The following is a 26,959-nucleotide window of genomic DNA, read 5'->3' as shown; positions in this document are numbered from 1 at the left end:
GGCGTGCTCCGCCTCCATATTCCTATATTATTCTTTATTTCCCGTCTATTAGTCTGCTCTATTATACCACATATATGCGGTTTCCAAACGCAAAAAACGAATGCACGTTCGTTTCTTAAAGACGTAAAAGACCATCTTCGGAAGATGGTCTTTTCGTCTGGTTCTATAAAGTATAAGCATCCTACTCTTGTTTTACAAGCAATAAGCCAAGCAGATAATGTTCGTTTGCATAAACGGCAATCTGCGTATAGCGCAGCTCCTGATTCAGGTCGACGACGCCGATTTTGCTGTAGGCGGAATTGAGCTGAATTGCCTGATACAGGTCATTTTCATTCGTAACCGTCTGTCCGTTTACTCTCGTAATAATTTCACCCGGCTTGATATCCATTTTCTCAGCCGGGGAGTAAGGAAGGATGCCCGCTACGCGCAGGCCGCGGTCCGGCACGGTATAAATCGGCCGGCTGGATGTTTCCAGACGCTTCTGGGACCAGGTAATCCACTCTCTTCCGAGAAGCGCCGCTGCAGCGGCAATGTAGACCGGATAATCCACCAGGTAGCCGGCTCCGGCCGCGGCGGCAAGAACAAACCCCCACAGCAGCACTTTCCCGCCGGTACGGCGGACCGCCTGCTGGGGAACGCTTCCGATAATATTCAGCTTGAGGGCTGCAGCAAACGGAAACAACAGCAGCGACAGCCCGGTTCCTTCTATAGGAAACAACGGCCACCAGCCTGCGGCCTGAAGCGCGTCTCCCGGTACGAGAATAAATGCAGGAAGCAGCCATACACGCTTTAAGCGGTGGGCCCCCTGCCATTTTCCGCGCGGGGTTTTAAACAAATATGGAGAAGTATGATGGCGCTTTGTGCGAAGCAGAAGCAGCCCTTCTCCGAGAACGAGCAGTGCGATCAGTACGAGCACCGGACGCAGGTCCGCTGCTTCCAGGGACGACACTGCACCGCCCCAGAAGCCGCTGGACGGGTTCCAGACAAGCGGAACCACATACGCGGCTATTAGGCTCAGTCCAAACACGTGAGCCGGTGTGGCAAAGCGCAGGAGACCTGTGACAATAAACAGAATCCATAACAGCCCTGCCAGGACAAGTACTTCCAATGGCACGAAAAGCCCTGAAATAAGAATCAGCACCGATATAAGCAGGCCGTAAAGAATGCCCGGCCCGACAGAAACAAGCACATCATAAAGCGGTGGGTACAGCCTCGTTTTAAAATCTTTCCGTTCCTGTTTTACTCTTTTCGAACCTATCAATAGTGCCGCTCCGATAATCACATATGTAAGAGGATTGGCGAAAAACCAGCCAATGGCCCTCGCTATTTCCCATAACCACATTGTCCAGTCCAATGAAGCACCTTCCTTTCCTATCCTTTGACTTAGTTGGTAAACCTTCTGTATTCATGAAGAAAAGAACAGGCAGGACACGCCCTGCCTGCAGTTTGTTTATTCAGATGACTGCTCGGCTGCTTCCTGCAGGGCACGCTCAAGCTGATCGTCGTTTTCCGGATCACGGATATTTTCGAGCAGGGCCTGGTTCAGCGCTTCTGCTGTCTCCTCATCAATAATGCCGCTTGCTTCCAGATCCTCTTCCTCCTGGAAAGCCTGTACGGCTGCTTCGGTTTCCTCATTGAAATACCCGTCGGAGCGGCCCGGCTCATAGCCGAGTCCCTGCAGCATCGACTGGGCGGTTTCGATTTCTTCGCCTACCTGGTCGGGTTCCAATGGATTCTCCGGATCAAGTGCCGCAGAAGTAAAGTAATCAGGCTGTTCGGCTTCGATTGTCGGCTCTACGCCTTCGCCGTCCACCCAGTTTCCGTCAGGTGTGAGCCATTTAAACATCGACAGCTTCAGCTGACTGCCGTCCCCAAGCTCCATCGACTGCTGAACGGTTCCTTTTCCGTACGTCTTCTGGCCGACCAGGTCATAGCCGCCGGCTTCTTTTAAGGCACCTGCCAGAATCTCGGAAGCAGAAACGCTTCCTTCATCAATCACCCCGACAATTGGATAGTCTTTCGGTTCGGAAAGATCACTCGTAAATTCCTCCACCTGCTCATTGCGGTCTTCAATCTGCACGAGCGGCTTGTCGCTTGCGATAACGAGCTCACCTATTTCCTCCACGGCATTTAAAAAGCCGCCCGGGTTGCCGCGCACATCGATAACGAGCGCCTCCATGCCTTCTTCTTCCAGGGAGGCAAGCTGTTCTTCAAATTCAGAAGCCGTACTCTCTCCGAAAGAGGTTAACGCAAGATGACCGACCTGGACGCCGTCTTCTTCTATGATTTCAGATTGTACGGTTTCTACAGGAATCTCATCACGCTCAACTACAACATCAAAAGGTTCACTGCTTCCCGAACGCTGCACGGTAAGCGTAACTTCCGTCCCCTGCTCGCCGCGGATGCGGAGTACCGTTTCGTTAAGGGTTTCACCTTCCGTCGACTCCCCGTCAACTTCGAGCACCTGGTCGTTAGGCTGCAGGCCTGCCTGTTCCGCCGGGGAATCCCTGAATGGCGCCACAATTGTGACGGTATTATCCACGAGGCTGACTTCTGCCCCGATTCCTTCAAAAGAAGATTCCAGCGACTGGGTAAATTCATCTGCCATTTCCTGATTCATGTAGGAGGAATGGGGATCGCCCAGTTCTTCGATCATTCCTTCCATAGCTCCTTCCATCAGCTGGCCGGAGTCCACTTCATCCATGTAATCTTCACTGATTGTGTTATACACCTGCTCGAACCGCTCCATGTCTTCCATGTGTCCATTTCCGGTAGAGGCCTGGTTCGTGCTGCCGGATGAACCAGAATCGGTACCCGGCAGATTGGCGCCTATAACGACGCCTCCTGCTCCCACGACCAGCGCAGCTCCTGTGAGCGCCGCGGCCGCTTTTTTATTCCATCCCATATATAATCCACTCCATTATGTGCTGTGGGTGCTGTCTTTGCAGTATTCGCGCCGGCCGGTCTATGTATCCTCCATTACGATGAACATACTTCCTTTATTCTAGCATGAAAGAAGCATGTAACAAATGAAAATATCCCCACTTTCCAGATATCTGCCTGCAGGGCGTATGCTAAAATATGAATACTAGATATTATAGAAAGGCGGGATCTATCATGCATCAGGTTTATATGGATTACAATGCCAGCACTCCGCTTTCCCCCAATGTAAAAAACGTTCTTTCCTACTGGATGGAGCGTTCCTACGGCAACCCTTCCGCCTCCCACTGGGCTGGAACCGAAGCGAAACAGGCGGTTGAGACCGCACGGACGCGTGTGGCTGCCTTTATTGGAGCCGATCCGGACGAACTTATATTTACGAGCGGCGGAACCGAAGCGAACAACCATGTGCTAAAAGGGATATTTGAGCGCTGCGGAACAAAACCGTGCCATATTATTACGACGACGATTGAACACCCCGCCATACTGGAACCGTGCCGGTATCTGGAGAAGCAGGGAGCGTCCGTTACTTATGTCGGAACAGATTCTTTCGGCCGTGTTCATCCGTTCGATATTGAAGCTGCTATTACCGAAGACACGGCGCTCATTTCCGTCATGCATGCCAATAACGAGACGGGAACCCTCCAGCCGATTGAAGAAATCAGCGAAATAGCACACCGGTTTGGGATTCCGTTTCATAGCGACGCTTCCCAGTCGCTCGGCAAAGTACCTGTCAATGTCGATGAGCTCGGCGTTGACTATTTAACGATAGCCGGTCATAAAATATATGCCCCGAAAGGTATAGGCGCATTATATATGCGAAAAACAGCAGCTCTCCCGCCGCTTCTGCACGGGGCTCCTCATGAAAAAGGACGTCGGGCCGGGACGGAAAATGTACTGTTTACCGCCGCGCTCGGTGAAGCCTGCACGGATGCGGCTTCCTTTGATATGACCGCGGTAAAACGGCGGCGCGACTTATTCTGGGAACTGCTGCAGCAGAACTTCCCGCTAAGAGTGCACCGTAACGGCCATCCGGTGCATACGCTTCCCAACACGCTTCATGTCCGCTTTACCGGCATCACCGGGCAGGACCTTCTCCAGCAGATGCCGTTTCTGGCTGCCTCCACCGGCGCTGCCTGCCACAGCGGCTCAGTTGAATTATCCGCGACGCTCCGCGCACTCGGATTGACAGACAAGGAAGGTGCAGGATCTGTCCGCTTCAGCCTCGGACCGTTCAGCACCGATGAGGATGTGTTTACGGTTGTTGAAGCATTGAAGGCTATTCTTACTTAACAAAAGAGCGGGGCTGTCCTAAACGGACTGTTAAAAAATGAAACACCTCTATCAGAATCTAAAAAAAGGCAGAGGTTTATCCAGGTGGAAGCTTTCGGCAGGCCATGCTTCAGCTAAAGAGGAAAAGGTCGACCTCTTTATCTTCACCGATGGCTGGTCTGCCTGAGTCCCCGCCTGGTCCTTTTTTATGGTTTTGTTTTACCCTGTTGTCAAAAGAAAGGACCCTCGCTGTATGTAAAAACCCTCGTATTCCTTTTGGAAGGAATACGAGGGTTTTCGTCCGGCTTCTCTTATTATTGGTAAAACGAAGAATACAGTCTACAGAGTAAATTTTGGGACAGTCTCTCTTTCTGCTTAAAAAGTAACATATTTACGCGGGTTCACGGAACGGGATTTCTGCGTATCCCAGAAGCCTTCATGAATTTCAAAATGAAGGTGCGGCCCTCTCGAAGCGCCTGTATTACCCATTAGGCCGAGTGTATCTCCCTGGTCTATTGTCTGGCCGGCTGTCACACCGATGGACGCAAGGTGGGCATAAAGCGTCATCATCTCCCTGCCATTCATCCTATGGGATACCATCACGGTATTGCCGTACCCGTTGCGGTATTTGGCTTCCACTACCGTACCGGCGGCTGCGGCTGTAATAGGGACATTGATGCGCCCGCCCCGCCCGATATCAATACCGTGATGCATACGGCCGTTACGCGGACCATATTCCGACGTGACCCGGCCGGTTGCCGGACGGACAAATCCGGAGGACTCTTCTGCTGTGACAGGGGCGGAAAAGGATTGGACCGAAACCGTCGAATCGGAAAATACCGCCGCTTCTGTTCTTACATGCTCTGCCGGTACCGGCGGGCGGACAATAACCTTTTTCCCTGCGGCAGGCTCCGGCCCGGCAAAAACAAACAGGCAGACCGCGGCGGCGGTGAAGCAGATCCGTTTTTTATGCAGCGCTGTGTTTTTTAAAGGACCCTTTGGTTTAAAGCAGGAGATTCGTTTTTCCATGCAGTCACTTCCTATTTTTTACTGGACGAAGGAACAATGGCCATACTTAATACGCCGCTCCTCTTACATAGCGCCTCACCTCTTTTTAAAATACATACTGCGTACGTTGCAACATTGGGTTTCTTACAGGAAAGAAATGCGTGTGGGAAAGCAGAGGATGAAAAAGGAGGTAAAGATCAGGTCTAAATACCTGGTAAGTAAACAAAAAAAGAAGGAGAGAGGCCTCTCCATTCTTTAACCGTTACTTATATACTACTGCTCAGCAACCCAGGTTGCAACACTTTCTGCTTCCGCGCCCTCCAATAATCCAGCCGGCATGCCGTCGCCGCCGTTTTCAATCATCGTAAGTACGTGGCCTTCATCGAGATCGCCATCGAGTGCCGGGCCATTATTGCCTTCCAGGTTTTCGCCATGACAGGTCGCACAGCTCTGTTGATACAGCTGTTCCGGAGCCGCCGTCGTATCTTCTTCGTCGCCGCCTCCTCCGCCACAGGCTGCAAGCATAAACATGGATCCTCCTGCAACAGCCAGCAATGCTTTTTTCATAATAATACCCCTCTCTATTCAATTGTCTTATTGCTTCCTTTATACCCTGCTTTTCTATAATAAAAACGCAGGGGATCTTCATGAACTAATAAGCGCTGACCGCTCCGCCTTCGACGAGAAGGATCTGGCCGGTTGTATAGGTATTGGCCGGCGAACCGAGAAACACGACCTGCCTGGCAAACTCTTCCGGCATGCCGAAACGCCCAAGTGGAATCGCGGCTTCGCTTTTTTCTTTCACTTCTTCAACCGCCACGCCCTGTCGGGAGGCATTCTTTTCAAGCAGGCTTCTCATCCGGCCGGTTTCTATTTTTCCCGGACCGACGGTATTAATTAAGATGCCGTGCGGCGCAAATTCGATCGCCAGGCTTTTGGAAAAACCGGCAATGCCGGAGCGGAACGTATTGGACAGCAGCAGGTGATCGACCGGCTGTTTAATCGAAGAAGAGGCAATATTGACGATCCGCCCCCTGCTTTTTTTGAGAAGCGGCAGTGCAGCCCGTATGGCACGGATATAGCTGAACAGCGTCAGCTCAAACGCATACTGCCAGTCTTCATCTTCCATGTCTTCGAAGTCGCCCGCCGGCGGCCCGCCGGTGTTATTGATCAGCACATCAATGCCGCCCAGCTTCATCTCTGCTTCTTTCATCAGCTGCTTAATGTCCTCCGGCCTGGTCACGTCACACACCTGCCAGTATACGGAACCTTCTCCTTTTACAGCGGCAGCCGCTTCTTCAAGGCTGTCTTCGGTGCGACCGGCAAGCATAACGTTCGCACCTTCAGCTGCGTACAAAGAGGCGGTTGCAAACCCAAGTCCTTTACTCGAAGCCAGTACTACTACGGCTTTTCCTTTCAGCCCTAAATCCATATCCAATGTCCTCCTTTATGCTTTCATGCTGTAACGCAGGTATTCATCAATAAAGGGATCTATTTTTCCATCCATCACGCCGCCGGTATTGCCGACTTCAAAATTGGTGCGGTGGTCTTTGACCATATTATACGGATGGAACACATACGAACGGATCTGACTGCCCCAGCCGATTTCCATTTGTTCGCCGCGGATTTCATCAATTTCCTCCTGCTGTTCGTTCAGCTTCAACTGGTAGAGCTTCGCTTTCAGCATTTTCATCGCCTGCTCGCGGTTCTTGATCTGGGAGCGTTCGTTCTGGCAGGTGACGACTGCATTGGTCGGCAGGTGGGTGATCCGGACAGCGGAATCGGTCGTATTGACGTGCTGTCCGCCGGCACCGCTCGCGCGGTACGTATCTATTTTTAAATCTTCGGTGTTGATTTCAATTTCTACATCGTCGTCCATTTCCGGCATCACTTCACACGAAACAAACGACGTGTGGCGGCGTCCGGAAGAATCAAACGGCGAAATTCGTACGAGGCGGTGCACCCCTTTTTCCGCTTTCAGGTAGCCGTAGGCGTTGCGTCCTTTGATGAGAAGCGTCACGCTTTTCACGCCGGCTTCGTCGCCCGGCTGGTAATCGAGCATATCGACGGAAAAGTGACGCAGGTCCGCCCAGCGCTTGTACATCCGCAGCAGCATGGCAGCCCAGTCCTGGGACTCGGTTCCGCCTGCGCCTGGATGCAGCTCCAGGATCGCGTTATTTTTATCATACGGTTCACTGAGGAGCATCTGCAGCTCATAATCACTGATCGCCCGGCGCAGGGCACTCATGCCGTCGTCCAGGTCTTTTTTTAAATCCTCTTCCGGCTCTTCTTTGACGAGACCGTAGGACACTTCCAGGTTTTCAAGCTCCTCTTCGAGCTCTTTAAAACCATGGACCGTTTCTTTTAAACCATTCACGTCGTCAATGACTTTTTTCGAATTGTTCTGGTCGTCCCAAAAGTCCGGGTACGTCATTTTTTCTTCCAGTTCTGCTATACGCTCTTCTTTGGCAGCAAGGTCAAAGAGACCCCCTAAAGTCGTCGAGCACCTTGCTCATTTTTGATAATTCGTTACGAATGTCTGCGATTTCCATTGTAATTCCCCTTTTCCTTATCGTTGTTTCTATAGAAGCCTGAAAAAAAAGAGGAGGAGACTCGTCCGCCTTTCCTCCCCTTGAATTATTTATTGAGCTTTCGTATCTTCCTGGCCGTGGCAGTTTTTGTATTTTTTGCCGCTGCCGCATGGGCAGGGGTCGTTTCTTCCTACATCCTCGGTGTTTCGGGCCGGCCGCTTTTTCGCGGCGGCGGAGCGGTCTGTTTCTCCGTGAACCGCCTGGTTCTGGGAGACCACTTCTTTACGCTCCAGGTTGTTGTTCACCTGGGCTTTCATTACGTAGGTGGCTACCTCTTCTTCGATTGAAGCAATCATGTCTTCAAACATGTTGAAGCCTTCGAACTTGTATTCACGGAGCGGATCGTTCTGGCCATACGCCCGCAGGTGAATACCCTGGCGGAGCTGGTCCATCTGGTCAATGTGGTTCATCCACTTACGGTCCACTCCACGCAGCATTATAACTTTTTCAAATTCGCGCATCGTCGGCGCGGAAAGTTCTGTTTCTTTTTCATCATACTTCGTCATCACAATACCTTTGACTTTATCAATAATCTCTTCGGAATCCAGTCCTTCGATGTCTTTTACTTTCAGATCATCCATGGAAAGCACGGTACCGCTCAGGTAATGCGTCAGACCTTCCAGATCCCAGTCTTCATGCACTTCATTTTCCGGCGTGTACATATGGACGGTTCGTTCAATGACCGTACCGATCATCGTTTTCACGATCGCGCTGAGGTTATCGGACTCGAGTACTTCCATTCTCTGCTTGTAAATGACGTCACGCTGTTCGCGCATCACATCGTCATACTGCAGGACCTGTTTACGGGCATCAAAGTTGGAGCCTTCCACCCGCTTCTGGGCCTGTTCCACCGCGCGGCTGACGAGCTTGCTTTCAATCGGCTGGTCTTCTTCCATGCCGAGGCGGTCCATCATGCTTCGCATGTTATCGGATCCGAACCGGCGCATCAGCTCATCGTCCATAGACAGGAAGAACTGGGATGCACCCGGATCCCCCTGGCGTCCGGCACGTCCGCGCAGCTGGTTGTCAATCCGTCGGCTTTCGTGACGCTCGGTACCAAGCACAAACAGTCCGCCGAGCTCACGTACGCCGTCACCGAGTTTGATATCGGTTCCGCGTCCGGCCATGTTTGTCGCAATGGTCACAGCGGAACGCTGGCCGGCGTTTTCAATAATTCTTGCTTCGTTTTCGTGGTTCTTTGCGTTCAGTACGTGATGCGGCACGCGCCGCTTCTGCAGGTGGTTTGCGACAAGCTCGGATGTTTCCACGCTTACCGTACCGACGAGCACCGGCTGGCCGGTTTTGTACAATTCTTCAATTTTATTCACAACCGCTTTGAACTTGCCGGCTTTGGATTTGAAAATAAGATCCGGGCTGTCCGTCCGGTCGATCGGTTTATTTGTCGGAATGGAGGTAACGCTCATTCCGTAAATGTCCTTGAGCTCTTCTTCCTCTGTTTTGGCCGTACCGGTCATCCCGGCAAGCTTCTGGTACATCCGGAAGTAGTTCTGGAACGTAATCGAGGCGAGCGTCATGCTTTCTTTCTGAACTTCCATTCCCTCTTTTGCTTCAATTGCCTGATGAAGCCCGTCGCTGTAGCGGCGGCCTTTCATTAACCGGCCGGTAAACTGGTCAACGATGACGACGTTGCCGTCTTCGACCACATAGTCGGAATCGCGGTGCATCGCGACACGTGCTTTAAGCGCCTGGTTAATATGGTGAATCAGCTGCACGTGGCGCTGGTCATACAGGTTCTCAATTTGAAAAGCAGATTCCGCCTTGTTCACGCCCTCTTCTGTGAGCTGAACGTTTTTCGTTTTTTCATCGTACGTGTAATCCGTCTCCAGTTCCAGGCGGCGCACAAACGTATTGGCGGTTGCATACATTTTCGTTGACTGCTCCGCGGTACCGGAAATAATGAGCGGCGTTCTCGCTTCATCAATTAAAATCGAGTCGACTTCATCGACAACCGCAAAGTTGAGCGGGCGCTGGACCATCTGCTCTTTGTAAAGAACCATGTTGTCACGCAGGTAGTCAAAGCCGAGCTCGTTGTTTGTGCTGTACGTAATATCAAAATTGTACGCTTCGCGCTTTTCGTCCTTTGTCATGCCTTTCTGGTTCAGGCCGACCTGCATGCCTAGAAATTCATAAAGCGGCGCCATCATTTCGCTGTCCCGGCGGGCAAGGTAGTCGTTCACGGTAACCACGTGCACGCCTTTTCCTGCGAGCGCATTCAGGTACACCGGCATGGTGGCTACGAGCGTTTTACCTTCACCGGTTTTCATTTCCGCAATGTTGCCGCGGTGCATGACAATCGCACCCATAATCTGTACCGGGAACGGCGTCATTTTTAAGACGCGGGTTGCTGCTTCCCGGACAACGGCATAAGCTTCCGGGAGGAGATCGTCAAGCGATTTTCCGTCCGCATAGTCTTTTTTAAACTGCTCCGTTTTGGTACGGAGGCCGTCATCACTCAGTTTTTTCATATCGTCAGCAAAGGATTCCACTGCCTCCACTGTTTTCTGCATTTTCTTTACGTGGCGCTGGTCGGTGTCTCCTATTACTTTTTTAAGCATGCCCATCATTTGTTCATCATCGTCCTCTCTTCCCCTTCTGGGAAATAGAATCGATTGTCCATATATATTTCCTGCCTGTGCAGCAGAGGAAAATCGAGTACTTATAGTATCAATTATTTTTCTTCATACCTTATATTATTCTATCAGTTTCAATAGGAGCTTACAATTAAAAACGGGATGCAAAAAGGAGCCCCCGAAAGGACTCCTGTCTGTGCGGAAGCATGTCTGCTGTCCGGCTGTTTATTTATTCAGGCTCAATCAGCCCGTATCTTCCATCTTTACGTTTGTAGACAACGCTTGTGTCTCCGTTTACTGCGTTGGAGAAAACGAAGAAATTGTGGCCGAGCATGTCCATCTGCAGAATCGCTTCTTCTGCATCCATCGGCTTTAAATTAAAGCGCTTCGTGCGGACGACTTCAAGATCATCGACCGGATTTTCAGGAAATTCTGCGTTGGACGGGTCCCCATTTTGGGATACCTGCTCCTGCAGGGCTTCCATGTTGTTATTAAACAGCTGCTTGACGCTGCCGTTTTGTCTGAATTTTCTGTTTACTTTTGTTTTGTACTTACGAATCTGCCTTTCCAGCTTTTCCACTACAAGATCCACAGCCGCGTACATATCGGCATGATTTTCTTCGGCACGCAGTAATAGCTGCGGCATTGGAATCGTCACCTCAATAATGCTGTCGCTGTTTTGCTTTTGAAGCTTTACGTGAACATCTGCAACCGGGGTAGTATCAAAATACCTCTCAAGCTTGCTTACTTTTTTCTCCACATATGTTTTCAATGCGGGAGTCACCTCTAAGTTTTCACCACGAATGTTGTAATTCACTAGTAAACTCCTCCTCTCGGTTGTTACTACACTTCTCTATTCCACTCTTATATACCTTCTTAAACCCAAAAGAAATTTTAAAAAAAGGGCATTTATTTTTTAAAAATTTCCCTTCGGAACAAGGGCTCAGGACCTTATACACAGAAAAAGGCGCTTCATGATCGAAGCGCCCGGTTTTTTTACAATCCCATGGAAATATATTTAGTTTCAAGAAATGCTTCCAGTCCCTGGTGGCCGCCTTCACGTTCCATACCGCTTTCTTTCCAGCCGCCGAATGGTGCCTGGGCGGCAGACGGCGCGCCGTCATTCCAGCCGACAATACCAAATTCAAGTCCTTCGGCTACTTTCATGCCGCGGCTCATGCTTTCAGTAAAGAAGTAGGAAGCAAGACCGAACGGAGAATCGTTGGCAAGACGCACGCCTTCTTCATCGGTGGAGATTTTCTGGATCGGCGCTACCGGACCGAACGTTTCTTCATTCATAATCACCATATCGTGATTAATATCTTTCAGCACGGTCGGGTTGTAGAAATAAGCGCCGTCCTGCTCGTAGCCATCGCCGCCGTGAACAACCTTGGCGCCCTGCTCGACCGCATCTTTCACGTGACGCTCTACTTTTTCATAGCCGTCTTTGTTAATCAGCGGACCGATATCGACTTTGTCAAAGCCGTTGCCGACTTTCAGCTCTGCGACTTTCTTCTGGAATTTTTCTACGAATTCATCGTAAATGCCTTCCTGCACGTAAACCCGGTTGCCGCACACACATGTCTGCCCGGCATTGCGGAATTTCGATGCAAGTGTACCGGTGACGGCTTTATCCACATCTGCATCATCGAGTACGATAATCGGTGCGTGGCCGCCCAGCTCAAGCGAAAGTTTCTTCATATGATCCGCACCCTGTTTCATGAGGATTTTGCCGACTTCGGTGGAGCCGGTGAAGGTTACTTTGCGGACAGCTTTATTGCTCATCATCGCTTCGCCGATTTCCGAACCGCTGTCGGCGCTGATTAAGTTAAATACGCCTTTCGGCAGTCCGGCTTCTTCGCAGATTTCCGCGAATTTAAACGCGGACAGCGGTGTGTCTTCTGCCGGCTTTAAGACTACAGTGCAGCCTGCAGCGAGCGCCGGCGCCACTTTACGGGTGACCATTGCCTGCGGGAAGTTCCACGGCGTGATCGCACCCACAACGCCGACCGGCTGATGGATAACCATAATCCGTTTTTCCGTAGAGCTCGCCGGAATTGTTTCGCCGTATACGCGTTTCGCTTCTTCAGCAAACCATTCAATAAAGGAAGCGGCGTATTCAATTTCCCCTTTTGCTTCATGCAGGGGCTTTCCCATTTCTTTCGTAATCAGTTCACCGAGCTCATCTTTCTTTTCAAGCATAAGCTGGTGGATTTTCTTCATATATTCAGCCCGTTCGCCGGCCGTTGTTTTGGACCATGTTTTAAATGCTTCATTCGCCGCTTCAATGGCTTCGTCTGTTTCTTTGCTGCCGCCATTGGCTGCGGTGCCGATTTTCTCACCTGTGCCGGGATCAAGTACGTCAAAGCGTTCCTTGGATCCTTCTTTCCATTCTCCGTTGATGTAAAGTTTACTATCCAATACGGACACTCCTTTTGAAATCACGTTTTTTCGTTCGTTACCACATGTACTCTATACCCATATTGATGGAAGTTTATTCTAGAAAGAGTCTTAATTTCGTCGAACGGATGCCGTACGTAACGTACGGACACGCCAGCAGCATACTGCGGAACGTTTCTTTTACATAGGGAAACAGGCAGACTCTCTGTTTCCTGTTATAGTAAAAACCAGACAGCGCCTCTATCTCCCCCCGAATACATAGATTAATCCTCCTGCGTCTGCAGGCCGTCCACTAACAGCTTCCAGCGCTGGAATACCGGCAGCAGCACCGTACTCATGTACGTGATCTTTTCATGACGGTTCTTTCCTTCCAGCTTTTTCTCCGCTTCCGCTGTCGCCTGATAAAACTGTTTTAATACGTGCTGATGCTCCCCGCGTTCGGATAAAATATGCGCCATCGTCATGTTTTCCGGTGAATAAGGCAGTACGCTGTCGAGCATTTGCAACAGAAGGCGGTCCCCGCTTTCTTCAAACTCTTCCCGGTAGAAATACGCTACCGAACTGAATCCATCCTCCAACGTATCAAGCAGAGCGGAGTATGTAGCCAGAAAATCCAGCTCCGCCCGTTCCAATGATTTCGCCATCGCCTGATCCCCCCCTTTGCCTTAACCCTATCACGCCTGCCTGCTGAAAAAAAAGCAAAAAACCTGCTCCGGAATGGGCAGGTTTTTTGTGTTGTTGGAAAGGTATAGACTTTTTCAGGCGGACGCTTTCGGCAGGCCATGCCTCAGCTAAAGAGGAAAGAGCCCTCTTTATCTTCACCGATGGCTGTTCTGCCTGAGTCGCCGCCTATTTGTTTCGTTATTTTATACTTATAAAAATTCTATTAATTCTTCTGGTCAAAAAATACGCCGTCAGAAGCCGGTTCTGCATAAGGGTTCTGGTAAAGCTTGTTGGACTGCTTTTTCGCTTTAAGCTGCTGCACGTCTTTTTTCCAGCGTTCGAGCACATTTTCCATATGGGCATCAATGATTTGATTCATTTTTGTCATTTCTTCACCGAGCTTTTGTTCTTCTGGTGTAAACGTTCCCGATGCAGAAACGTTGGCAAGAAGCGTATCCCGTTTGGACAAATGTTCATTCACGCGCTCTAAATAAGCTTCGCGGTCAGCTTCTCCTTCAGGAGCCTCACCGGTAACTAAGTCGTGGAGCTGCTTTGTTTCTTCATACAAAGCCTCAATCATGCCTGGCCTCCGCTGCCGAAACGCTGCTGGCGGTCGAGTTTCATTACTTCCTTCCACGTATCGCGGAAGTCCGTTACAAGCCCGGCTGCCTCCTGGAGTGCCTTTGGATCATTGTTTACGTTGGCATCTTTCAGACGGGATAAAATAAAGTCATACAGCTGCATCATATTTTTGCCCACATCGCTGTCTGTTCTAAGTGTGATCATCAACTCGCGGATAATGTCCTGGGCTTTCATAATAAACGTGTGCCGCTCTTCCGGATTTTTTGCTATGATCGCGGTCTCTGCCCGGCTGATAAATTTCAGGCAGCCGTTATACAGCAGCAGCGTTAAATCTCCCTTGGATGCGGTCTGTACCGACTGATTTTTATACGCCTGCGATGGAGCATTCAGAGACGGAGCCGGGGCTTTTGTTTCTCTTGCCATCGTACTGACGGAAGCAAGCGGCTTAGAGGGTCCCGCAGCCTGCATATTTTTTTTATAAAGGTCCTGTGCTTGGTTAAATGCCATGTGTACTGTCCTCCCAGACGTAGTGCTGTTTTATTATTGGTTGCTGTTAAACATCGAAAAGATCATGTTGGACTGGTTATTTGCCGCAGACATCGCCTTTTCCATTGCGCTGAACTGCCTCCAGTAGCGGTCTTCAATCATCGTCAGCTTGCGCTCAAAATCGCTGATACGGTCATCCGTATTCATAAGCTCCCGCCCGAGCGTAAACTGATTGTTTTGTACTTTTCCTTTTAACCCGCCGGCCCGCTCGGCAATCTGCGTGATTGCGGTATCGAGGCTGTCACGCATCCTCCGGGCAACACCCTGCTCGTCCTTCGTCTCTCCGTTAGCGGCAAACACGTTAAACACACCTTCAGCATCAGACTCAATCGCAGCACGGAGCTTCGTTTCATCAATCTCCAGCTTGCCGCCGTCCATATAGTTTCTCGTTGTTGTAATACCGAGCGACGTTAAATTTTCAAAAGACGAGCCGTTGACTGATCCATAGAGATCGTTACGGATCGTTGTCATCGCATTACTGATAATGCGATCGTTACGGATCATGCCACTTTGAGCCAATTTATCCCACTTCTCAATTTCTGACTCGCTGAGCTCCGCGCGCTGTTCATCGGTGAGAGGCGGATAATCTCGGTTTACGGTTTCCTTCAGCTTGCCGTTGATCGTTTCCAGCATTTTATTGTATTCATCTACAAACCCTTTAACGGTATCAAACACTCCTTCCGTATTAACAGTGGAAGAAAGCGTGACCGCGCCTTCCGCAGCGGTGAACGTATCCTTTAATGTCATCGTCATGCCATTAACGGTAAATGTATTGGACGTGCGCTCTGTATCCATTCCATTCAACGTGAACTTTGCATTTGAGGCATCGGTATAGTTGGCACTGCCCAGTCCAAGCGTATTTTGAAAAAAGTTTCCTTCAAACGTCATTTCGGGACCTTCCGGATTAAATTTCCCGGTTTCAGAACGGTTCATGGAAATATTTCCGGTAAATTGATCGTAAAAGCCCTGCACGCCTATTTTTGAATTACGTACCGCCGTCATAACCTGATCAAGCGACTGGCCGCTCTGGATAATAAACTGTTCCTTCACTTCTTTGCCTTCCGCGTTAAAGGTGGAAATCGACCCGGTTTCATACTGCTGGGTGTAGTTTACCTCTAAGGCTTCCGTCGTAGCTTCCGACAGGCGGATCTGTCCGGTGGCACTATTTAAGTAGGCTTCACCTGCCTGGAGCGTCTGATCGGGATCCGTAACAATCGTTAACGGCCCTCCGCCGCCTATGCGGATATCAAGAGTCGCCGGATCTATTGAACCTTTTCCAATCGAGAAAGTTGACTGGGCTGCGGTCGGATTAAATGTCTGCGTGGCACTCGTTGTAAGATAATCAACGTTGACATCACCGCTTGCCGGGGCTTTGCCGAATTCCAGCTCCATGCTGCTGCCGTCTCCGGCAAAAGTAACGCGAACTTGATTAGCTGTAAGCGGCGCATCGCCTGTAACGACTTCGTAGTTTTGATTTCTTCCTTTTACAATCATGTCGCCGGCTGCATCTGTTTTCAGATTGTCTTTTGATACCGTAAATGTGGTTTGGGTACCATCGACGCGCAGCGTTTCTTTCTGCGTGACGCCCGATTTCCATTCCGGCGCATTGGCTGCATAGCTTTGCGAACCAAGGCTGGCGGTGCTTTTAAACGTTTCATCCCCAACCCGCGCCGAGGTTGTTAACGAAGCCGCTTTCGCCAGCTCACGGACTTCGCTGAGCTGGTAGCTGGAATTTCCGGCCTCGGCGTTAGCTGTTGATGTTACCCGGGTATCGTTCGTTGAAGCCGCCGTACGTGCCTGCATATTGGAAGCACGCATGACGGTATCGAAGGTACTCGTGCGAAAATCGTTAAACATGCGGTTTACGCTGCGGTATTCCTCCATTTGGTACGCAATCGTTGTTTTTTTCTGCGTGAGCTTATCCATCGGCATCCGCTCGGCGCGCATAAGATCTTTTACCATCTGATTAATATCCATTCCGGATCCAAAGCCGGTAACCCGGTTCATCGCCATCTCATTTCATCCTCTCGTTCTCGAACTCTACTCTCTTTATCGGTCTGCACAGCGATAAACTAAACCTTTTGCTGTAAAAAAAGTATTCGGACGGCTATGTATTTCGCATATAACAAAACCCCAACTGATCAGCTGAGGTTTTCGTTGTATTTTAAACACTCTCATCCACAATTAATCCTGCCTGTTTCATAAATGCCGCTGCCATATCCATAAATTTTTCGGGCGGTATCTCGCGGATCAATTCTTTTGTATCACGGTCTACTATTCTAACAATCGTCCGGTGCAGATCTTCATGCAGGGAAAACTCCAGGCTCGTATGCCTCATCAGCTTATTTCCTTCGCTCACAGTATTGGATAATAAAATAGCGTCATAGCCCTTTTCAATACCGGGACGGACGACTTTTTTATCAGCCTGCTCAATAGGAGTCACTTTCTGTTCTTCCATGACTGCTTTCTTCCAAAACTGTACCGCATCGCTGAATCCTGAAATCCCCTCACTCATAGGTCATTCCTTCTTCCTTTTTGTCTTATCTTGAGATAGATAAATACCTTTTTTCTACAAAAATGACAATCTTCTAATTGAAAAGTATTATTTAATGAATAATATGTCATGTATCCTATTTCTTTTTCTGCATCTTGTTAATACTTGTTCGCATAGGCTGTTCTACACATCCTCTATTATTTTTTAAAATCAATACTTCCTCCCAAATGCGGCTGGGCTGCTTGCTCTATCTTTTGCACATCCGCTGATTCCATCAGCTTTTTTAGAGCTTCATTTTGTTCACCTGCCTGCCCCATCACTTTCTTCATCATCGAGACCGACGCCTGTTGTTTCACTTCTCCTTGACTCATTGTCATAGATAATGCAGCAATATCCATCATAGCACCTTCTTTCAATTAGAATAAAAAATGATATGCGAATCAAACAACATTTTCATTCATCTTTAACTCTTTTAAATCAGGAATAAGCCTGGACTGAAAGAGGAACACAACTTATGTAAAATATAGGGTTTATGTACCAAATTTGCTTTGGGTAGCAATTTCAATTGTTTTATCACTTTGGGTTAAATAATATCTGATATTGTTTGTGAAGTTTCACTTAAAGGGCTGGTCATGTTTTAAAATAGCGTTAAAAATCATTCACGCATTTGCTAAATATTTTCCCAATTTAACGGAGTACCTTTTTTAAATCCAGTTTTTGCATTTTTCCCTAATAACATCTCAAAATACTTCGGCTCCAATCCATATCCCGGTCTAACGATTTTCAAGTTTTCTTTCGAAAACGCTTCCCCTGCCGTTATATCTTTTGATACATAAATGGATCTTCTAAACTTCAACGATGCTTTTTCTTTTTCTGTTGGTCCATATGTCACTTTGCCAAGTGCCTGCCACGCGCTTTTTGATTCTTTCACTAAACTTCTCATTTCATCTGGTTCCATAGAAAATGCAGAGTCTACGCCTCCATCAGCTCTGGATAAGGTAAAATGCTTTTCAACAACGGTTGTACCTAAAGCTACACTTGCTATCGCTACACCAATTCCCAACGTATGATCAGATAATCCAACCTGACAGTTAAACAACTTTCTCATATGAGGTATAGTTATAATATTTGTATTATCCGGAGCTGCCGGGTATGTGCTTGTACACTTTAATAGTATAAGATCATTGCAGCCTGCTTCCCTTGCTGTTCTGACTGTTTCATCTAATTCAGCAATAGAGGCCATGCCAGTTGATATAATCATCGGCTTACCCGTTGCTGCCACTTTCTTAATTAACGGAAGATGATTGTTTTCAAAAGAAGCAATCTTGTACATTGGAACATCTAATGATTCCAAAAAGTCTACTGAAGTCTCATCAAATGGGGAACTAAATGGAACCATACCAAGTTCACGACATCTCTTAAAGATCGGTTCGTGCCATTCCCAAGGTGTATAAGCCTGCTCATAAAGTTTGTAGAGAGAATTCCCTTTCCATAAATTCTCTGCATCTTGAATTTGAAAATCTTCATTGTCAATATCCAACGTTAAAGTATCTGCTGTATAAGTTTGTAACTTCAAAGCTTGAACACCAGTTTTTGCTGCTTCTTCTACAATTTTAAGAGCACGTTCCAAAGACTGATTATGATTGCCTGACATTTCAGCAATAATAAAAGGAGGATTATTTTCTCCAATCTTTATACCTTCCACTGTAAGGCCATTTTTCATCATTTAACTGCTCCTTCTAATTTTTTCTTCAAGTTGTTTTTACTATGTCTCCATTGATGCTCAAATTGTGCCATTAACACAACGTCAATAAATTTGTTCTCTTTATTAATGTGTTCCACTAAACGTCCTTCTTCAACAAAACCTATCCTTTGATGAAATTGAATACTTTGTGTGTTGTATCCAATGATTTCAGAACAGACTTTTCTAATGCTTTGAGTTTCAAATATATAATTAAGAGCCAGGTAACCTAGGATAGTGCCTGCTCCCTTAGGAGCGTCCAGGGCTCCAATATAAAAACCCCAATAACACTTATTATCAAAGGCGTTTATTTTATTAAAATTAACTAAACCTATTGGTTCACCTAAATATAATAAAATTTTAATTATAGTTTCATTAGAATCCCTAAAAGACTTAAACCAATTCCAATGTTCTTCAAATGAAATAATTTTATCAGTATACATCATTGTCCGAATCTCATTTGAATTCCTCCACCTTAAAACAATTTCTAGATGTTTTTCTTCAATGGACACTAATTTAAAATCAGCTATTCTAATAACCCTGGCCTCCTCCAAATAAATTAATGGCTAATTAGCTTGCTGGATTGGATTGACATTTGCTTTAAAGTATTGTTATTGCTTAATAATGATTTAATTTGCTCTACCAAATTCTCTATTGAAACATGCGAAGAATACCCTAAATTTATAATAGCTCCTGATTTTTCAACTGCTCGTAGTATCTCCATCTGATTGCAGGCTACTCCAATAGTAATAGCCGGTAATCCTAAATAGCACCTCTCCCAAGTTGTGCTCCCGCCAGCACCTATGGCTAAATCTGCATTTAACATTAACTCTGCCATATTTGAAATCTGACAGTGATAATTCATAAATGGCTGTTTATTCACTAGTTTCTCGATTTCTTTTTTATTAGGGTTAGATGATCCTACAACAACATCAACGTACATATTTTGTTTATCTATTTTTTCTATAGCCTTTACGGCTTTTGTCGTTTCATTAGTCGGATCGCTACCTCCAAAAAAAACCAGTATTCTTTGAATCCCTCCACTTCGAATTTTTAGCTTTTTTCCAGCTTCCTTGAACTCTTTTCGGAGCAGTGCATATTTGGGCCCCAGCATTAATGTACAATGCTTATCTACTAAACCTTCATACCTTTTCTCCATGTCTAAGTAAAAATTTTGGTCTAATAATAGATCGCAATGATGATATCGATCTGCTAAATCATCAATCACAAAAATTTTCTTTGCCCTACCTTTAATTATTAGCTCCCAACGATAGTCAATAGCATAATGATCAACAACCATTAAATCAATCGTGGTAAAATCTGCTATTGCATGAAGTACATCTCTAGCATCCACTTCTTGTGAAGTTCCCAGCCAGTGGCTATGTTGAAGCTCCTCTTTGATACTATTTTCTTTAGAAGGCTTCTTCAGCTTAATAACCTGAAAACCTTTTGATTGGATGAAATCAGCCAAATGACCTTCATGATCACTTGTTATAAATGTTATATCATAACTATTGTCATGTAATTCTTCTGCCAGCGTGAGGCACCTCATCACATGACCTGTCCCGATCTCAATAGAAGCATCAACTCTTATGACAGCCGTTTTCATCGTTTATAATCCTAACTTTTTTTGTTCGATGGCTGCATTTATTTCTTTAAGCTCAGGATGTTTATTTATATAAGATAGTGTATCTTCCATGCTGAAGTTATTAGCTTCAGCATGGAAATGTACGAGAATCTTTTCAATTAGTAAAAAGTCCTCTTCTGTATCCACCGTCCACCGGTGGGAACTTTGATCAGTTACATACTCCAGGTTATGTAAGTGAAATGTTTTAGGATTCAAATAAATGTATGGAGTAACATGCTCTCTTTCAAATGGCTTATCCGCATTTTTATGAGCTTTTTCTAGTGCATCAAAAGCAAATACTTCGGTATCCATTCCCCTTGGATAGGATCTTTTTAATGTATTAGACACATAGTCATGTTCATTATTTTCGAAGGTTAAAATAATATTATCTACAACACTCGGATCAATAATTGGACAGTCTGCGGTTAAACGAACAACAGTATCGGCATTGTATTTTTTTGCTGCCTCATAATATCTTGAAAGGACATCATTTTCTGATCCTCTGAAATAAGACAGATTATTTTTTTTGCAAAATTCAATAATAGGATCATCGGCCTTGTTCGTTGTTGTTGCAATGATTAATTGATCTATTTTTTTTGTTTGTTTTAAACGCTCAAATTGATATTCTAACAAAGGCTTATTATTTATTTCTTTTAAAACTTTTCCTGGTAACCTAGTCGATCCCATCCTAGCTTGTATAATTGCGACAATCTTCATTTTTTCACCTTCTACCTTGAATATAATAAGACGATCTTTTTCACTGCATTTATAACATCATTTACATCTTTTTTATCCATGGAAGGAAATAATGGTAATGAAATGATTTCTTCATATAAATGCTCTGCTTTAGAACATAAACCTTTTTCATATCCCAGTTGTTGATAGTACGGTTGATAGTATACCGGTATATAATGTACATTAACGCCTATGTTTTCCTTTTGGAGAGCTTCAAAAATTTCTTTTCGACCTACTGTTAGTGTCTCCAGCTTCAAACGAATGATATACAGATGCCAACTAGACTTGCCCTCAGGTGATTGATAAGGTATTTTTATTTGTTCTAGTTTAGAGAAGGCTTCATTGTACAATGAAACGTACTTTCTTCTTAACTCCACAAATTCATCCAGCTTTTCCAACTGGCTCATTCCAAGAGCTGCCTGGATATCAGTCATTCGATAGTTATATCCTAAAAATTGCATTTCGTAGTACCATGGACCATCATTTTCCATTAGTTTATCTGGATCACGGGTAATGCCATGAGAACGAAACTGCAGCAATTTCTCATAGTACTCTTTATTATCTGTCGTAATTATGCCGCCTTCCCCCGTCGTAATATGCTTGACAGGATGAAGACTGAACATGGTCATATCACTGATGGCCCCAATTTTGTGATCTTTGTAGGCTGCTCCAACAGCATGAGCTGCGTCTTCAATGACAATAAGGTTATGATCATTCGCTATTTTGTTGATTTCGTCTAAGTTGACTGGTTGACCAGTGAAGTCTACAGGAATAATCGCTTTTGTCTTCTCATTAATAAGTTCTTTTACTTTAACCGGGTCTAGGTTATATGTATGTTCACATATATCGGCAAAAACAGGCGTCGCATTTTGATATAATACACAATTTGCGCTTGCTGCAAAAGTCATTGGTGTCGTAATCACTTCATCACCAACACCAATATCAGCTGCAAAACAAGCTCCATGTAAAGCAGCCGTCCCACTTGAAAAAGAAACAGCATATTTTGCCCCTACATAGTGTGCAAATAACTCTTCAAACTTTTTGACAGCAGGTCCTGTTGTTAAATAATCACTCTTTAATACGTCGATAACCGCTTGTATATCTTTATCATCTATCCATTGCTTACCGTAAGGGAGATAAGCTTCGCGAATAGGTTTAATTTCCTCATCACTATTAAAATTCATCAAACCATCTCCAAATTTTTACTCACCTTATTTTTTAATAGTCTCTTTATCTTCTATTAATAATTGTAAGTCTTCGACAGACAGCCACTCCTCATTGACATTACTAATGTAACCAAATCCTTCAGAAACAGGTTTTCCATCTATTCCATTTTCACTTCTCCACCAAGGGAATTCAGGCTGGATAACGTAATACGTATTATATTCTAACGTACGCCTTGCATCGTCCTCGGTAATCATAGCTTCGTGTAATTTCTCTCCAGGTCTGATACCTACTACTTCAATTTTACATTCCGGTGCAACAGCCTGCGCAAGGTCTATCACTTTCATACTGGGAATTTTCGGTACAAAAGTCTCTCCTCCATGCATACGCTTAAGGCTGTCTAACACAAATTGTACGCCATGCTCCAGAGTAATCCAGAACCTTGTCATCCGCTCATCAGTAATTGGCATTGTACCAGTATGCCTAATCTTTTTGAAGAAAGGAACGACACTTCCTCGACTTCCAACAACATTACCGTACCGCACCACTGCGAACTTAGTATCTTTCTCGCCAACATAGGAGTTAGCGGCAACAAAAAGTTTATCTGAGGCCAGTTTTGTTGCGCCATATAAGTTAACCGGGCTGCAAGCTTTATCTGTACTTAATGCAATAACTCGATTAACACCTCGATCGATGGCAGCTTCAATTATATTTTGAGCACCATTTATATTCGTCTTTACAGCTTCAAATGGATTATACTCACAAGCCTCTACATGTTTCATAGCCGCAGCATGGACTACAATATCCACACCATCAAAGGCACGATAAAGGCGTTCTTTATCTCTAACATCACCTATAAAAAAACGGAGTCGTGTATCCGAAAATTCCTGGGCCATTTCATATTGTTTTAGTTCATCTCTACTAAACACAATAACTTTTTTTACATCCAGCTTTAGAATCCGGGCAACAAACATTTTCCCAAATGAACCAGTACCACCTGTTATTAAAATAGTTTTATTTATAATATCCACTAAATTCTCAACTCATTTCCAATTATAATTTTTCGGATTCTTCTTCAATTTCTGTCATCACATTATTATAAACAGGTACTACCATCTCAAGAACTTGTTCAATATGGTTAAAGTAGTTCGAGAATACCTTTACCATTCTTTCTCCCTTTTTAAATGTATCCTGTTCAAAACGAAATTCCTCTACTTGTTTAGCTGTCACTTCATTTTGAACACGTATCATGGGCAAAATAAACACTCTGTAAAAATCTAGACTTTTAAACTTCTTAAGCAATTTATCAAATTTGCTAAATAGATCATGTATCAATTGAATCGACTGAGCATCAATTAGTTTCTTTATTTGTCTTGTAATTTGCTGCAAATGGTCAATGATAACGATTAATTCCTTCAAACTCTTATCCATTTCCCTTTTTTCACTCATAAATTCATATGGCTTTAAAGGTTCTTCCAAAAACTCGTACCAGTTTACAACAATCTGCTTTTCAGTTAATTCACGTTTGATTACTTGCTGCAAAGATAAAAATGTTGTTCCGTCAATTCTTGCCCCACCCTGAGTTGTATTAATGAACGTACAATTATTTATCTTCTGAAAGGCCTCGATCACCCGCTCCATTTGCATCTTCATTTTTAAAAAACCTTCATTTGTTAATATAAATTCTCCTTGAACGTTTTCTACAGTTATCGATTTATTCAGAATTTTTTCAGGAACAGCATTTAACATTCCTTCATATTCAATCCCCTGTGCGTAGTGGGAATTATTTAAATAAGCAAAATTTTGTCCAACAAAAATAATCGGGTCGCACTCCAGCCTATTTAACAATTCTGTGGTTACTACAGCAATAGAAGGCGCGTCTGACACTTTCACTAATTCATTTTGCCTGTCCTGCTGATAAAAATAAGAAGATACCATATCCTGGCTGGTTATCATATGCGCTTTAGGACCCCGATATTTTTGAAGTGTTTCAAAACCAACACTCGTACCGTATATCATAGGGATTTCCCAATCCGCCTGTTTAGTGACTGTTTTCTCAAAAACTCTATAATTGTGGGATTGAGGATCATACGTACATGCAGCATCAGGGTAAATACCATACTCCACCAATGTATTAATAGCAGAACCCACAGAAAAAATATAGGCAAGTCCATTCATTTTAATATGCTTAAGATGCTCTAACTCTACATTCAAAGATGGGCCTGCTGCGACAATAATTGCCGGCTTTCCTTGAAATATATGTTTGTTCTCATTATGTAAAATATTCGGTGTTTTGATAGTTTCTTTTAAATTCATCAAACTATTTATCGTCCAGCGCTGTTCATAGGCAAAGCTTGTTCGTAGATTCATTCTTTTATTTTTGATTTCATCAGTAAACATTTCCATAAATTTCTTGTTTTTATCCTTAAATATCCGCTCATAGCTTGGCAGAGTAATCAAAAGAACATCGTCATTTACTTCCATTGCAAAATTACGAAGAAATTGATTTCTATTTTCTTCAGAAGTTTCCACAAATAAGTCTTTTATAGATTTATCAGCTAAATTTTTAATTAATTTAGTTTCCATAAGACATTGGAAAACATCAACGTTTGGTTCATACAATGTTATAGAAATATGTGGATATTGCTTTCTAATCGCCTCGACATGATATCCTAACCCTATTCCGTAAAAAAACACATTTTTCTTTTCGCTTAATTCTTCAGAATACTGCTTCACAAGTTTTGCAGCTTCTTGAATAGGATCGTATTTACTGTGTAAATAAAGTGTGTATCCCTCGTTCTTTATAGTTAAAGTTGGAAGATCTTTTTTAGAATTAATTACATTTACATCATTATTTTTATAGTGGTCTTTAGTAACTTTTCTGACTTCCGGAAAGTTTTTTCTAAGATAATTGATATTTTCAATTTGTACCATTTCTAGCTCCTGCCTCATTGATAATTGTCGTTACTTGTTTTTGAATATCAATTAATAGTGGTTCGATTTCATATTGCAGTAAATCGGCAAAGACAATTGTATCTTGATTCTCAAATACTTCTTCCATATCTTTCACAACCATTTCTAAACTTGTAACTGAAATCAGTAAGTTATTCCAATCTTTAGGACGCACTTCTAATTGATCTATATTTTTTATGGCTCTATGTATCCATTGAATGCCTTCTAATAGCTGAAGAGTCTTATTTGATCCAATATCTGCTTCACTACTGTAAAGTTCATCCACAAAAATCTTAATTTCTGGTAATAATCGTTCTAAATAGCTTTCCATTGAATGTAATGATTCAATGACAAATTCAGAAGCAGTTTTAAAAACAGCTTCAACTCTTTCAACCGATTGAAAATTTTCTTCAAAGTACTGTTCATAACTATCAAAGACAGATGTTTTATCGACATTAAAATGACTAAAATAATAATCTTTATTTTTTAATTCGTTATTAACCAAATCTGTCATAGACTGTAATGCTTCTTTTTTATTGTTAAACTCATAGACTTTTCTTTGTATAACAAATTTCATAATGTGCCTCCCTTTATTCATACCTTTATAATTAGTATCGGTTCAATCTATGCAATTATAAAGGATCATTAACTATTATTAATATGAAATAAAAAAGAAGACTTCATCGAAGTCTTCTTTTTTAAAACTATTATCCAAGCAACTGTAGTACTGATTGCGGCTGCTGGTTTGCCTGAGCAAGCATCGATTGAGAAGCTTGGGAAAGAATGTTATTTTTAGTCATTTCCATCATTTCTTTTGCCATGTCTACGTCTCTAACACGAGATTCTGCTGCTGAAAGATTTTCTGAAGCATTATCAAGGTTTGTAATAGTGTAATCTAATCGATTCTGCATAGCTCCAAGATAAGAACGTCCCTCAGAAACGGTTTTAATTTGGTCTTCCAATTCTGTAATTGCTGCTTGAGCTCCACTAAATGTAGAAATATCTCCTGATTGAATAGCAGCAACCGTTCCAGATAAGTTAACTCCAGATGTGGTAAAATCAAGTTCAGTGATTTCTCCAGCGTTAGCCCCTACTTGGATACTAACAGTCCCACTTGCTCCTGCAGTACCATCTAAAAGATTTTGCTTGTTAAATTGAGTGTTATCTTTAATTCTTTCGATTTCATTTCCCAATTCTTTAAATTCATTTTGTAAAGCATCTCGATCCTGATCAACGTTTGTATCGTTAGAAGCCTGCACTGCAAGCTCTCTCATACGCTGCAGAATATCATGCGTCTCATTAAGAGCACCTTCGGCTGTTTGAATCATCGAGATACCATCCTGTGAGTTACGGCTTGCCTGATCTAAGCCTTTAACCTGTGCACGCATTTTTTCGGAAATCGCAAGACCTGCTGCATCATCGCCGGCTTTGTTAATTCTTGAACCGGAAGACAATTTCTCCATTGAGTTCTGCATGTTTGCCTGGTTTGCTCCAAGTTGACGGTGAGCGTTCATTGCACTTACGTTCGTGTTGATAATCATAATATAAAACCTCCATATTGTTTTTTTACTCCACGTCCTTGTGGAGCGTTTATGTAAGGCATTCGGACACCGGCTACGATCGCTGACCGGTCTGTCTTTCCTGCTTACACTG

The 26,959-nt window shown here is 44.6% G+C and carries 26 protein-coding genes; 2 read left to right on the top strand and 24 right to left on the bottom strand.

What is annotated here, in order from left to right; translation table 11 throughout:
• Positions 1-181 precede the first annotated feature (181 nt).
• Positions 182-1,354, bottom strand: coding sequence for a PDZ domain-containing protein (locus AC5W14_RS14575; RefSeq protein WP_496194894.1), 1,173 nt, complete (start codon positions 1,352-1,354; stop codon positions 182-184).
• Positions 1,355-1,450: 96 nt separating this feature from the next.
• Positions 1,451-2,905, bottom strand: coding sequence for a S41 family peptidase (locus AC5W14_RS14570; protein WP_496194893.1), 1,455 nt, complete (start codon positions 2,903-2,905; stop codon positions 1,451-1,453).
• A 212-nt stretch (positions 2,906-3,117) separates the two neighbouring features.
• Between AC5W14_RS14570 and AC5W14_RS14565 the strand changes: the two genes are divergently transcribed.
• A complete protein-coding gene (locus tag AC5W14_RS14565; RefSeq protein WP_496194892.1) occupies positions 3,118-4,233 on the top strand; it encodes a cysteine desulfurase family protein in 1,116 nt (371 codons plus the stop codon).
• A 37-nt stretch (positions 4,234-4,270) separates the two neighbouring features.
• Positions 4,271-4,399 carry a hypothetical protein gene (locus tag AC5W14_RS14560; protein WP_496194891.1) on the top strand — a complete coding sequence of 43 codons (129 nt, stop codon included), beginning with the start codon at positions 4,271-4,273 and terminating at the stop codon, positions 4,397-4,399.
• A 188-nt stretch (positions 4,400-4,587) separates the two neighbouring features.
• On the opposite strand, the gene AC5W14_RS14555 is transcribed toward AC5W14_RS14560, so the two are convergent.
• The 22 genes from AC5W14_RS14555 to AC5W14_RS14450 form a co-directional block, all read right to left on the bottom strand.
• The gene (locus tag AC5W14_RS14555; protein WP_496194890.1) at positions 4,588-5,241 is read right to left on the bottom strand and encodes a M23 family metallopeptidase; all 654 of its coding nucleotides are present in this window, start codon (positions 5,239-5,241) and stop codon (positions 4,588-4,590) included.
• Between the two features lie 252 nt (positions 5,242-5,493).
• Positions 5,494-5,787, bottom strand: coding sequence for a c-type cytochrome (locus AC5W14_RS14550; protein WP_496057477.1), 294 nt, complete (start codon positions 5,785-5,787; stop codon positions 5,494-5,496).
• Between the two features lie 85 nt (positions 5,788-5,872).
• A complete protein-coding gene (locus AC5W14_RS14545; protein WP_496057478.1) occupies positions 5,873-6,652 on the bottom strand; it encodes an SDR family oxidoreductase in 780 nt (259 codons plus the stop codon).
• 15 nt (positions 6,653-6,667) lie between these two features.
• A protein-coding gene (prfB, locus tag AC5W14_RS14540; RefSeq protein WP_496194889.1) for a peptide chain release factor 2 occupies positions 6,668-7,772 on the bottom strand; the annotation gives its coding sequence in 2 pieces (ribosomal slippage) (positions 6,668-7,699 and positions 7,701-7,772; 1,104 coding nt in all).
• An 89-nt stretch (positions 7,773-7,861) separates the two neighbouring features.
• Positions 7,862-10,396 carry a preprotein translocase subunit SecA gene (gene secA, locus AC5W14_RS14535; RefSeq protein ID WP_496194888.1) on the bottom strand — a complete coding sequence of 845 codons (2,535 nt, stop codon included), beginning with the start codon at positions 10,394-10,396 and terminating at the stop codon, positions 7,862-7,864.
• A gap of 235 nt (positions 10,397-10,631) precedes the next feature.
• The gene (gene hpf / locus AC5W14_RS14530; RefSeq protein WP_496057481.1) at positions 10,632-11,219 is read right to left on the bottom strand and encodes a ribosome hibernation-promoting factor, HPF/YfiA family; all 588 of its coding nucleotides are present in this window, start codon (positions 11,217-11,219) and stop codon (positions 10,632-10,634) included.
• 179 nt (positions 11,220-11,398) lie between these two features.
• The gene (locus AC5W14_RS14525; protein ID WP_496194887.1) at positions 11,399-12,823 is read right to left on the bottom strand and encodes an NAD-dependent succinate-semialdehyde dehydrogenase; all 1,425 of its coding nucleotides are present in this window, start codon (positions 12,821-12,823) and stop codon (positions 11,399-11,401) included.
• Between the two features lie 242 nt (positions 12,824-13,065).
• Positions 13,066-13,446, bottom strand: coding sequence for a DUF8042 domain-containing protein (locus AC5W14_RS14520; protein WP_496194886.1), 381 nt, complete (start codon positions 13,444-13,446; stop codon positions 13,066-13,068).
• A 242-nt stretch (positions 13,447-13,688) separates the two neighbouring features.
• A complete protein-coding gene (gene fliT, locus AC5W14_RS14515) occupies positions 13,689-14,045 on the bottom strand; it encodes a flagellar protein FliT (protein ID WP_496194885.1) in 357 nt (118 codons plus the stop codon).
• Positions 14,042-14,554: a flagellar export chaperone FliS gene (gene fliS, locus AC5W14_RS14510; RefSeq protein WP_496194884.1), complete on the bottom strand. Its 513-nt coding sequence runs from the start codon at positions 14,552-14,554 to the stop codon at positions 14,042-14,044. The genes fliT and fliS overlap by 4 nt, the downstream gene beginning before the upstream one ends.
• A 33-nt stretch (positions 14,555-14,587) precedes the next feature.
• Entirely contained in the window at positions 14,588-16,606 is a 2,019-nt protein-coding gene (fliD, locus tag AC5W14_RS14505; RefSeq protein WP_496194883.1) for a flagellar filament capping protein FliD, read from the bottom strand.
• A gap of 151 nt (positions 16,607-16,757) precedes the next feature.
• Positions 16,758-17,108 (bottom strand): flagellar protein FlaG, encoded by a 351-nt coding sequence (locus tag AC5W14_RS14500; RefSeq protein WP_496194882.1) that lies wholly within the window; start codon positions 17,106-17,108, stop codon positions 16,758-16,760.
• Positions 17,109-17,284: 176 nt separating this feature from the next.
• On the bottom strand, positions 17,285-17,488 hold the full coding sequence (locus AC5W14_RS14495) for a YjfB family protein (RefSeq protein ID WP_496194881.1): 204 nt from the start codon (positions 17,486-17,488) through the stop codon (positions 17,285-17,287).
• A gap of 269 nt (positions 17,489-17,757) precedes the next feature.
• On the bottom strand, positions 17,758-18,810 hold the full coding sequence (gene pseI, locus AC5W14_RS14490) for a pseudaminic acid synthase (RefSeq protein ID WP_496194916.1): 1,053 nt from the start codon (positions 18,808-18,810) through the stop codon (positions 17,758-17,760).
• Positions 18,810-19,340 carry a UDP-4-amino-4,6-dideoxy-N-acetyl-beta-L-altrosamine N-acetyltransferase gene (gene pseH, locus AC5W14_RS14485; RefSeq protein WP_496194880.1) on the bottom strand — a complete coding sequence of 177 codons (531 nt, stop codon included), beginning with the start codon at positions 19,338-19,340 and terminating at the stop codon, positions 18,810-18,812. Before pseH ends, pseI begins: the two co-directional genes overlap by 1 nt.
• A 47-nt stretch (positions 19,341-19,387) precedes the next feature.
• The gene (gene pseG, locus AC5W14_RS14480; RefSeq protein WP_496194879.1) at positions 19,388-20,437 is read right to left on the bottom strand and encodes a UDP-2,4-diacetamido-2,4,6-trideoxy-beta-L-altropyranose hydrolase; all 1,050 of its coding nucleotides are present in this window, start codon (positions 20,435-20,437) and stop codon (positions 19,388-19,390) included.
• Between the two features lie 3 nt (positions 20,438-20,440).
• Positions 20,441-21,172 carry a cytidylyltransferase domain-containing protein gene (locus AC5W14_RS14475; protein WP_496194878.1) on the bottom strand — a complete coding sequence of 244 codons (732 nt, stop codon included), beginning with the start codon at positions 21,170-21,172 and terminating at the stop codon, positions 20,441-20,443.
• 11 nt (positions 21,173-21,183) lie between these two features.
• Positions 21,184-22,374, bottom strand: a complete 1,191-nt coding sequence (pseC, locus tag AC5W14_RS14470; protein ID WP_496194877.1) for a UDP-4-amino-4,6-dideoxy-N-acetyl-beta-L-altrosamine transaminase — start codon at positions 22,372-22,374, stop codon at positions 21,184-21,186.
• A 27-nt stretch (positions 22,375-22,401) separates the two neighbouring features.
• Positions 22,402-23,385 (bottom strand): UDP-N-acetylglucosamine 4,6-dehydratase (inverting), encoded by a 984-nt coding sequence (gene pseB / locus AC5W14_RS14465; RefSeq protein WP_496194876.1) that lies wholly within the window; start codon positions 23,383-23,385, stop codon positions 22,402-22,404.
• A 22-nt stretch (positions 23,386-23,407) separates the two neighbouring features.
• Positions 23,408-25,288 (bottom strand): motility associated factor glycosyltransferase family protein, encoded by a 1,881-nt coding sequence (locus AC5W14_RS14460; RefSeq protein WP_496194875.1) that lies wholly within the window; start codon positions 25,286-25,288, stop codon positions 23,408-23,410.
• Entirely contained in the window at positions 25,275-25,883 is a 609-nt protein-coding gene (locus AC5W14_RS14455) for a DUF8042 domain-containing protein (RefSeq protein WP_496194874.1), read from the bottom strand. The genes AC5W14_RS14460 and AC5W14_RS14455 overlap by 14 nt, the downstream gene beginning before the upstream one ends.
• A gap of 130 nt (positions 25,884-26,013) precedes the next feature.
• On the bottom strand, positions 26,014-26,847 hold the full coding sequence (locus tag AC5W14_RS14450) for a flagellin N-terminal helical domain-containing protein (RefSeq protein ID WP_496194873.1): 834 nt from the start codon (positions 26,845-26,847) through the stop codon (positions 26,014-26,016).
• Between the last annotated feature and the right edge of the window lie 112 nt (positions 26,848-26,959).

This window comes from Sinobaca sp. TMA16-18, from assembly GCF_059510535.1.
This window is presented reverse-complemented; position numbering and strand designations above follow the sequence as displayed.